Origin of the sequence: Azohydromonas lata NBRC 102462, assembly GCF_001571085.1 — a bacterium.
GTDB lineage: Bacteria > Pseudomonadota > Gammaproteobacteria > Burkholderiales > Burkholderiaceae_C > Azohydromonas > Azohydromonas lata.
This window is the reverse complement of the sequence record NZ_BCTC01000010.1, coordinates 90,544-96,844: the sequence shown is the minus strand read 5'-3', so window position 1 is coordinate 96,844 and position 6,301 is coordinate 90,544. Positions and strand designations below refer to the sequence as shown.

The 6,301-nt window shown below is 68.5% G+C and carries 7 protein-coding genes; all 7 read right to left on the bottom strand.

Annotated elements, in window-relative coordinates; translation table 11 throughout:
- Nucleotides 1-288: 288 nt before the first annotated feature.
- The gene (locus tag ALA01S_RS06100) at nt 289-975 is read right to left on the bottom strand and encodes an AAA family ATPase (protein WP_066333490.1); all 687 of its coding nucleotides are present in this window, start codon (nt 973-975) and stop codon (nt 289-291) included.
- A 31-nt stretch (nt 976-1,006) separates the two neighbouring features.
- Nucleotides 1,007-1,636, bottom strand: coding sequence for a nicotinamide riboside transporter PnuC (gene pnuC / locus ALA01S_RS06095; RefSeq protein ID WP_066333488.1), 630 nt, complete (start codon nt 1,634-1,636; stop codon nt 1,007-1,009).
- Nucleotides 1,637-1,661: 25 nt separating this feature from the next.
- Complete coding sequence (locus ALA01S_RS06090; RefSeq protein ID WP_066333484.1) at nt 1,662-1,940, bottom strand: septum formation initiator family protein; 279 nt, start codon at nt 1,938-1,940, stop codon at nt 1,662-1,664.
- A gap of 73 nt (nt 1,941-2,013) precedes the next feature.
- Nucleotides 2,014-3,300: a phosphopyruvate hydratase gene (gene eno, locus ALA01S_RS06085; protein ID WP_066333482.1), complete on the bottom strand. Its 1,287-nt coding sequence runs from the start codon at nt 3,298-3,300 to the stop codon at nt 2,014-2,016.
- Nucleotides 3,301-3,406: 106 nt separating this feature from the next.
- Nucleotides 3,407-3,697, bottom strand: a complete 291-nt coding sequence (locus tag ALA01S_RS06080; RefSeq protein ID WP_066333475.1) for a DUF1330 domain-containing protein — start codon at nt 3,695-3,697, stop codon at nt 3,407-3,409.
- Nucleotides 3,698-3,737: 40 nt separating this feature from the next.
- Nucleotides 3,738-4,595: a 3-deoxy-8-phosphooctulonate synthase gene (kdsA, locus tag ALA01S_RS06075; RefSeq protein WP_066333472.1), complete on the bottom strand. Its 858-nt coding sequence runs from the start codon at nt 4,593-4,595 to the stop codon at nt 3,738-3,740.
- 11 nt (nt 4,596-4,606) lie between these two features.
- Nucleotides 4,607-6,268, bottom strand: a complete 1,662-nt coding sequence (gene pyrG / locus ALA01S_RS06070; RefSeq protein WP_066333468.1) for a CTP synthase — start codon at nt 6,266-6,268, stop codon at nt 4,607-4,609.
- Nucleotides 6,269-6,301 lie beyond the last annotated feature (33 nt).

Below are 6,301 nucleotides of genomic sequence, written 5' to 3'. Positions count from 1 at the left end.
CCACAACGTGCAGGCGGGGCCGGGGCAGGGCGCTCATGGGCGCCGCGCGTCGTCAAACCTGCGTTGGATGGCACCCGCTTCGGCGACGCGTCTGGTCGCCCACTGCCGCCGTTGGCCTGTCATGCCGCCTCCCCGTCGCTGGACGGCACCCGGCCGGTGTTGGGTGGTGATGCGACTGCTGGGTTGTGGCGGGTGCGCTGGAGCCCATGGTGGGGCGCGGCGCATCCCCGCGCATTGGGGCTAACACCCTGATACAGGGATGGCGGCGTCGCCGCGCGCTCAGGCGTTTCAGCGCGGCAACCGGACCTTGCCGGCGCGCAGCAGGTGCTCGCACTGCGGGTCGTCGCAGTCCTCGCACAGCCAGCGCCAGGCAGGTTGCGCGGCTTCGCGCTCGCTCAGGCGCGTGAACAGGCCCGCGCGCGGCGCGGGCAGGGTGCGCAGCCAAGGCGACAGGGCGTCCAGCGCGTTTTCCAGCCGCTGCGCGCCCTCGCCATGCACCACGGACCAGGACAGGCCGTTGGCCAGCAGCAGGCCGCGCACCAAGCGGTCCACCGGCGCGCGCACGTGGGCGCCGTCGCGCTGGTGGCCGTCGGCGATCCAGGGCAGATCAAGGGCCATCAACAGCGTGGCGGCGCAGCGGCTTTGGAAATCGGCCGCCATGGCGTGCAGCGAGCGGTCGTTGAAGAGGTATTCGCTGTAGACGGCCGTCATCAGCGGCGTGGTGTCGGCCACCACGAGGTCGTGCGCGGCGGCGGCCGCCTCCAGGCGGCGCTGCTGGGCCTGGGCGATGCCGAATTGCTCCTCGGGGCGCGGCGTGCGGCCTTCGCGCTCGCACCACTCGCGCAGTTCCTCCGACACCCAGGCCACCGACAGGCCCGTGTCCTGCGCCAGGCGCGCGGCCAGCACCTGCGCCAGCACGGTCTTGCCGGTGCTTTCGGCGCCTATGACGGCGATGACGGGGAGGGTGTCGGACATGGAAGAGCGCTTGGACGCGCGTCGGTGCCGGTCATGCGGCCGTAGCCAAACCCTGCGGACTGCGCGCCATGCGCGCCCAGCGCAGCCAGCCCACGGCCGAGAGCACGGCGAACACGGCGTAGAGCACGACGGTCAGCCACAGCCCCTTGAAGGCGAACAAGGCGACGCTGGCCACGTTGACCAGCAGCCAGGTGGGCCAGTTCTGCACGTACTTGCGGCCCAACAGCCATTGGCCCGCCAAGCTGGCCACGGTGGTGAAGGCGTCGGCCCAGGGCACGTCGGAATCGGTCGTGCGCGCGAGCAGCCAGCCCGCCAGCGGCCAGGCCGTGAGCGTGGCGCCCAGCAGCAGCGCCAGGCCGCGGCGGCTCAGGTGGCGCACCTGCAGCGCGTGGCCGTCGGATTGCGTGCCGCGCAGCCACTGCCACCAGCCCCAGCCGGCGGCGGCGATGAAGACGAGTTGAAGCAGCGCCTCGCCGTAGAGGCGGCTGTCGGCGAACAGCAGCGCATAGAGCGCGCTGCTGGCCATGGCCAGCGGCCAGCCCAGCGGGTTGACGCGCAGGTTGCAAAACACCATCCACAGCGCCAGCGCGAAGGCGATCACCTCCGCGCGGCTCACCGCGGCGCCCCACAGCGTGAACGCCGCCGCCTGCAGCCACTGCATCTTGATTGCCGCTCGCCCCGCGCGCTCAGTGGCGCATGGGGTTGAGCTGCACCAGGATTTCGTCGGCCTTGAGCATGCCCAGCTCGCCGCGGGCACGCTCCTCGACCATCTCCAGCCCGTCGCGCAGGTCGGCCACCTCGGTGGCCATGCGCTCGTTGACCTGGCGCGCCTGCGCGTTGGTTTCGAGCTGCGTGTTCAGTTGCGCACGCAGCGTGCGCACGTTGTGCACGCCTCCCTTGCTCGACCACAGCTCGTAGTGCACCAGGCCCAGCAGGGCCAGCAGCACGAGGGTCACCAGTCGCATACGGCCCTCCCGGTGTTCAGCGGATGCCCGCCGCGCGGCGGAGCAAGGGGTTCATGGCGTGCCCTGGCCTTCTTCAGCGCAGGTTGTAGAAGGCGGCGCGGCCCGGGTAGACGGCGATCTCGCCCAGGTCTTCCTCGATGCGCAGCAGCTGGTTGTACTTGGCCATGCGGTCGCTGCGGCTCATGGAGCCGGTCTTGATCTGGCCGGCGTTGGTGGCCACGGCGATGTCGGCAATGGTCGAGTCTTCCGTCTCGCCGGAGCGGTGGCTGATCACGGCGGTGTAGCCCGCGCGCTTGGCCATCTCGATGGCGGCGAAGGTCTCGGTGAGCGTGCCGATCTGGTTGATCTTGATGAGGATCGAGTTGGCGATGCCCTTGTCGATGCCTTCCTTCAGGATCTTGGTGTTGGTGACGAACAGGTCGTCGCCCACCAGTTGCACGTTCTTGCCCAGGCGCTCGGTGAGGTGCTTCCAGCCGTCCCAGTCGCCTTCGGCCATGCCGTCCTCGATGGAGATGATGGGGTACTTGTCGCACCAGGTGGCCAGCATGTCGGTCCACTGCTCGGCGGTCAGCTTCAGGCCGCCTTCGCCTTCGAGCACGTACAGGCCGTCCTTGTAGAACTCGCTGGCGGCGCAGTCCAGGCCGATGGCGATCTGCTCGCCGGCGGTGTAGCCGGCCTTGTCGATGGCTTCCAGGATCAGCTGGATCGCCGCCTCGTGGCTTTCCACGCTGGGAGCGAAGCCGCCTTCGTCGCCCACGGCGGTGCTCATGCCCTTGGCGTCGATGATCTTCTTGAGCGCGTGGAACACCTCGGCGCCGTAGCGCACGGCCTCGCGGAAGCTGGGCGCGCCCACGGGGATGATCATCATCTCCTGCAGGTCGAGGTTGTTGTTGGCGTGCGCGCCGCCGTTGATGACGTTCATCATCGGCACGGGCATCTGCACCGCGCCCATGCCGCCGAAGTAGCGGTACAGGGGCAGGCCGGATTCCTCGGCGGCGGCGCGGGCCACGGCCATGGAGACGGCCAGCATGGCGTTGGCGCCCAGGCGGCCCTTGTTGTCGGTGCCGTCCAGGTCGATCAGCGTCTTGTCCAGGAAGGCCTGCTCGGAGGCGTCCAGGCCCAGCACGGCTTCGGAGATCTCGGTGTTGACGTGCTGCACGGCCTTGAGCACGCCCTTGCCCAGGTAGCGCGACTTGTCGCCGTCGCGCAGCTCGATGGCTTCGCGCGAGCCGGTGGATGCGCCCGACGGGACGGCGGCGCGGCCCATGGTGCCGGACTCCAGCAGCACGTCACATTCCACGGTGGGGTTGCCGCGGCTGTCCAGAACTTCGCGTCCGACGATGTCGACGATGGCACTCATGGGTCAATCTCTCCGGTAGGGTTGCTAGTAGGAAATGGGGCACGGCTTGCGTGCCCGCCGCGACGTTGCGTTGACGGCGCGGGCTTGAAGCCGAGGACGCGCCGTGTCAGGCGACGCCTTCGACCAGGATCATGCGCATCACGCCCGCGCCTTCGCGCAGGCTGCGTGCATGGGTGTAGGTCTGGCTGTTGTAGTAGGCGCGGGCCTTGTCGGCATCGTCGAAGCGCAGCACCACGATGCGCTCCGGCGACCAGGGCCCTTCCAGCACCTCGATGGCGCCGCCGCGCACCAGCACCTGCGCGCCATGCTCCTGCATCGCGCGGGTGCTCCACTCGCGGTAGCGGGCCATTTTCTCGGCGTCGGTGATCTGTACGTCGGCAATGATGTAGGCGCTCATCGGGACTGGTCTGTTCTCTACTATCTGGACTGCAGCGGGCTCAGCAGCTGAAGTCGTTTTCCAGCAGGGGCTGGGCCTTGATGACGCGGTCCAGCGCCAGCAGTTGCTCCAGCAACGCACGCATGTGCTTCAGGGGCACGGCGTTGGGCCCGTCGGACAGGGCCTTGGCCGGGTCGGGGTGGGTCTCCATGAAGAGGCCCGCCACGCCCACGGCCACGGCCGCGCGGGCCAGCACCGGGACGAACTCGCGCTGGCCGCCGGAGCTGGTGCCCTGGCCGCCGGGCAGTTGCACGGAGTGCGTGGCGTCGAACACGACCGGCGCGCCCGTCTCGCGCATGATCGCCAGCGACCGCATGTCCGAGACGAGGTTGTTGTAGCCGAAGCTCACGCCGCGCTCGCAGGCCATGAACACGTCGTCGGCCAGGCCCTTTTCGCGCGCGGCGGCGCGGGCCTTGTCGATGACGTTCTTCATGTCGTGCGGTGCCAGGAACTGCCCCTTCTTGATGTTCACCGGCTTGCCCGATTGGGCCACGGCGCGGATGAAATCGGTCTGGCGGCAGAGGAAGGCGGGGGTTTGCAGCACGTCCACCACGGCGGCCACGCGCTCGACCTCGGCTTGCGCATGCACGTCGGTGAGCACGGGCACGTTCAGTTGCTTGCGCACCGAGGCCAGGATCTCCAGGCCCTTGTCCATGCCGGGGCCGCGGAAGCTCGTCCCGCTGGAGCGGTTGGCCTTGTCGTAGCTGCTCTTGAAGATGAAGGGGATGCCCAGCTCGCGGGTCATCTCCTGCAGCCGGCCGGCCACCTCAAGCTGCAGCGCCTCGCTCTCGACCACGCAGGGGCCGGCGATGAGGAAGAAGGGCTTGTCGAGTCCGACGTCGAATCCGCACAGCTTCATGCGGGTCTCCTTCAGCGCGTGGCCTCGTGGGTGCGCGCGTGGTGTTCCAGTGCCGCCTTGACGTAGCCGATGAACAGCGGGTGGCCGTCCCAGGGCGTGCTCTTGAACTCGGGGTGGAACTGCACGCCGACGAACCAGGGGTGCGCCTCCTGCGGCAGCTCGACCATCTCGGTGAGCTTCTCGCGCTGCGTGATGGCCGAGATCACCAGCCCGGCCTGGCGCAGCTTGTCGAGGTAGTGCTCGTTGGCCTCGTAGCGGTGGCGGTGGCGCTCGGTGACGACGTCGCCGTAGATGCGGTGGGCGATGGTGCCGGGCTTGACGTCCGAGCTTTGCGCCCCGAGGCGCATGGTGCCGCCCAGGTCGGAAGCCGCCGTGCGCTTCTGGATGGTGCCGTCGGCTTCCTGCCACTCGTCGATGAGGGCGATGACCGGGTGCGGCGTGTTGGGCTCGAACTCGGTGCTGTTGGCGCCGGCCAGGCCCGCGAGGTGGCGCGCCACTTCGATGGTCGCCACCTGCATGCCCAGGCAGATGCCCAGGTACGGGATCTTGTGCTCGCGGGCGTACTGCGCGGCCAGGATCTTGCCTTCCACGCCGCGCTTGCCGAAGCCGCCGGGCACCAGGATGGCGTCGAACTGCGCCAGGCTGTCCACGTTCTCCGGCGTGAGCTGCTCGGAGTCCACGTACTCGATGTTCACGCGGGCATGGTTGTGGATGCCGGCGTGGCGCAGCGCCTCGTTGAGCGACTTGTACGAGTCCGACAGGTCGGTGTACTTGCCGCACATGGCGATGGTGATCTCCTGCTTCGGGTTGGCCACCTCGTAGACGAGGCGGTCCCAGCGGCGCAGGTCGGCCGGGCGCGTGAGCAGCTGCAGCTTCATGCAGATGAGCTCGTCGAGCTGCTGCTCGTGCAGCATGCGCGGCACCTTGTAGATGGTGTCCACGTCCCACATGGAGATGACGCCGGCTTCCTGCACGTTGGTGAACAGCGAGATCTTGTCGCGCTCGTCATCCGGGATGCGGCGGTCCGCGCGGCACAGCAGCGCGTCGGGCTGGATGCCGATCTCGCGCAGCTTTTGCACCGTGTGCTGCGTGGGCTTGGTCTTGAGCTCGCCCGCGGCGCCTATCCAGGGCACGTAGGTGAGATGGACGAAGGCGGTGTTGGCCGCGCCCATGCGCAGGCTCATCTGGCGCGTGGCCTCCAGGAAGGGCAGCGACTCGATGTCGCCCACCGTGCCGCCGATCTCCACGATGGCCACGTCCACCGCGTCGGCCGTGCCGTAGCCCGCGCCGCGCTTGATGAAATCCTGGATCTCGTTGGTGATGTGCGGAATGACCTGGACGGTCTTGCCGAGGTAGTCGCCGCGGCGCTCCTTCTCCAGCACCGACTTGTAGATCTGGCCGGTGGTGAAGTTGTTGCTGCGCTTCATCCGCGTGGTGATGAAGCGCTCATAGTGGCCGAGGTCGAGGTCGGTCTCAGCGCCGTCGTCGGTGACGAACACCTCGCCGTGCTGGAAAGGCGACATCGTGCCGGGATCGACGTTGATGTAGGGGTCCAGCTTGATGAGGGTGACCTTGAGGCCGCGCGATTCGAGGATCGCGGCCAGGGACGCCGACGCGATGCCCTTGCCCAGCGAGGACACCACACCGCCGGTGACGAAGACGAACTTGGTCATGGAGCGCGCATCCGCTTCTACGCAGCCTGGGTG